Consider the following 3,060-nt stretch of genomic DNA (forward strand, 5'->3'; position numbering starts at 1 on the left):
CAGGTCGTAGCTGCCCTCGTTGCCCTTCTTGATGCGGGTCGACCATTCCGGCAGGTCGAGGGTCACGTTGATGCCGACCATCGACAGGTAGGCCTGGCAGACCTCGGCGGTGGACTGGTGCATGCCGTATTGCGCGGTCGACAGCATGGTGCAGTCGAAGCCGTCCGGGTAGCCGGCCTCGGCGAGCAGTGCCATGGCCTTGTCCGGGTCGTAGTTCCACGAGTTCGCGAGATCGGCGTTGTAGAACTCCGAGGCATCGGCGATCGGCAGGTGCTCAAGCGGTGCGCCGCGCTCGTAGAAGGCGGCGGCGGCGATGTCCTCGCGCTTGATGGCGTGGCCGACGGCGCGGCGGACCAGCGGGTTGTCGAACGGCGGCTTGCTGCCGTTGAAGGTCAGGTACATGAACGGACCGAAGGTGGTGTCGAGCTGCAGCGAGTCGTTGTCGCCGACCTGCGCCATGGCCTGCCACGGCACGTATTCCACGACGTCCACGTCACCGGCCTCGAGCGCCGCGACGCGCAGGTTCTCGTCGGCGTAGACGATGGCCTCGACGCCCGCGACCTTGGGCATGCCTTCCTTGTAGTAGTCGGTGTTTGCCTCGAGCGAGAGCGACACGCCGCGGTCGGTCGACACGAGCTTGAACGGGCCCGCGCCCATCATGCTGTCGCGCTCGGAGCCGGACTTCATGATCGACATGTTGTAATGCGCGAACCAGTTCGGCAGCACGGCCTGCGGTCCGTCGGTCTTCATCACGACGGTCTTCTCGTCCGGGGTCTCGATCGAGGTGATGGTGGCGAGCTGACCCTGCAGGTAGGCCGCCGAGTCCGCTTTCTGCGCCTCGGTCACTGTCCAGGCCACGTCGGCGGCGGTCACCGGGGTGCCGTCGTGCCAGTTGGCGTCACGCAGCTTGAAGGTCCAGGTGCCGTCCTCGCCCACGTCCCAGCTTTCCGCCAGCTCGCCCTGCATGACGCCGTCCTTGTCGTAGCTCAGCAGGCCGCGGTGGCACATCAGCTTGATGGTGCCGGCAGCGGTGCCGTTCGAGGCCCAGACGTCGAAGCTCGGCGGGTAGGCCGAGAGGCCGAAGCGGAGCGTGCCGCCATCCTGCGCGAAGGCGGCCTTGCCGAGGAAGCCGAGGGCACCGGCAGCGGCGCCGGTGGTGGCGAGAAAGCCGCGACGGTTCATCTTGGTGGTCATTGTGACAGTCTCCTTGTCGGTTGTTGCGAGCTCTTTCCGGCCCTTGGGTTCTGATGCGTTTGGTCCGATGCGGGATCGGGGTGGTTCATTCGGCGGCGAGGGGCGCCTGGCTGCATTCCTCGGGCGTGCCGTAGCCGCCACCGCCGGGGGTGATGACCTCGAGCCATTCGCCGGCGCGCAGGGTGCCATAGCCGCGCTCGAAGGGGGCGCAGTCGGGGCTGGTGACATAGCTGCCGTGGCCGCCTTCGCCGCCGCCCTGAAGACCCCAGGACCGCGACTTGTTGCGCGACACGTCGACGTGGACCATGCAGTCCTCGGTCGCCCGGTAGACCCGGCGCAGACCCATGCCGCCGCGGTGCTTGCCGACGCCCGCAGAGCCGTCGACGAGCTCGTAACGCTCGAGGATCAGGGGGTATTCGCCCTCGAGCGCCTCGACGGGGAGGTTCGAGGTGTTGGTGGCGTGCACGTGGATGCCGTCGAGCCCGTCCGCGGTCGGGCGGGCACCGCCGCCGCCGCCGATGGTCTCGAGATAGACCCAGTAGGTGCCGGCGTCGGGGCCGGTCTGGCGGGTGCCCGAGAACACCGCGACCGAGCAGGCCGAGTTGGTGCAGGCCGAGACGCGCTCGGGCACCGCCTGGGCGAGCGCGCCGAGGATGAGGTCGGCGACGCGCTGGCAGGTCTGCACCCGGCCGTTCACCGCGGCGGGGTGCTTGCAGTTCAGGATCGAGCCCTTGGGCGCCTTCACGTTGAGCGGCCGCGCGAGGCCTGCGTTCGGCAGTACCGTCGGGTCGATGACCGACTTGACGATATAGTAGGTGGTGGCCAGCAGCGCGGTGCGGGTCATGTTGATCGGCGCGCGGATCTGCTCGGGCGCTTCGAAGTCGAGCGTCATCTCATCGCCCGCGACGGTCACGGTCACGGCGAAGGGGATCGGCTCGTCGAAGTCGAGGTTGTCGAAGACGTCCTCGAAGCGCCAGCTGCCGTCGGGCAGGGCGGCAATGCCGGCGCGCATCTTGCGCTCGGCGTAATCCAGCAGCGCCTCGCCCGAGGCCAGCACCGTGTCGACACCGTGGCGGGCACAGAGCTCCTGGAAGCGCATGACGCCGACGCGGTTCGCCGCCATCTGGGCGCGCAGGTCCGACAGGCGCTCGCGCGGGACCTGGCAGTTCAGGAGGATGAGCTCCTGCACGTCCTTCTGCACCTCGCCCGCCTTGTAGAGACGGATCGGCGGGATGCGCAGGCCTTCCTGGGAGATGTGGGCGTGGGCCCGGTCGACGAAGTCCGAGTGGTGGGCGAGGTTCACGGTCCACGCCACCAGCTCGCCCTCGACGAAGATCGGCTCGGCAAGCACGATGTCGGGCAGGTGGGTGCCGCCGCCGCGGTAGGCGTCGTTGCCCACGAAGACATCGCCGGGGCGCATGTCCTCGGGGTTGTGATCCTTCAGCAGCATCGGGATGAAGTCGAGGAAGCTGCCGAGGTGGATCGGGATGTGCTCGGCCTGGCACAGCGTCTGGCCGTGCCGATCGAAGAGCGCCGTAGAACAATCGCGGCGTTCCTTGATGTTGGTCGAGTAGGAGGCGCGGACGAGAGCCTCGCCGGTCTCCTCCACGATCGAGGAGAGAGCGGCGCCGATGACCTCGACGGTGATCGGGTCGAGTGCGTGATTGGTGGTTTGGCCGGTCATGCGCTCAGCTCCAGGATGAGGTTGTCGATGGTGTCCACGCGAGCCGTGACCCCCGGCGGGATGAGCGTGGTGGTGTCCATCTGCTCGACGATCGCGGGGCCCTGGAAGACGTTGCCGGGCGCCAGCCGGTCGCGGGCGTAGAGCGTCGTTTCGGTGAAGGCGCCGGTCTCGGGGTACCAGAC

3 protein-coding genes are annotated in these 3,060 nt (G+C 68.2%); all 3 read right to left on the bottom strand.

All coding sequences use genetic code 11. The features are described from left to right. Window positions 1-1,194 (bottom strand): ABC transporter substrate-binding protein (locus HC022_RS22705; RefSeq protein WP_167453916.1); only part of this gene is annotated, 1,194 nt, incomplete at its 3' end. A gap of 85 nt (window positions 1,195-1,279) precedes the next feature. Next, window positions 1,280-2,878 carry a hydantoinase B/oxoprolinase family protein gene (locus HC022_RS22710; RefSeq protein ID WP_167453917.1) on the bottom strand — a complete coding sequence of 533 codons (1,599 nt, stop codon included), beginning with the start codon at window positions 2,876-2,878 and terminating at the stop codon, window positions 1,280-1,282. Continuing rightward, the coding region (locus HC022_RS22715; protein WP_167453918.1) for a hypothetical protein at window positions 2,875-3,060 on the bottom strand (186 nt) is incomplete at its 5' end. The genes HC022_RS22710 and HC022_RS22715, both read right to left, overlap by 4 nt.

This window comes from Salipiger sp. HF18 (assembly GCF_011806505.1).
GTDB lineage: Bacteria > Pseudomonadota > Alphaproteobacteria > Rhodobacterales > Rhodobacteraceae > Salipiger > Salipiger thiooxidans.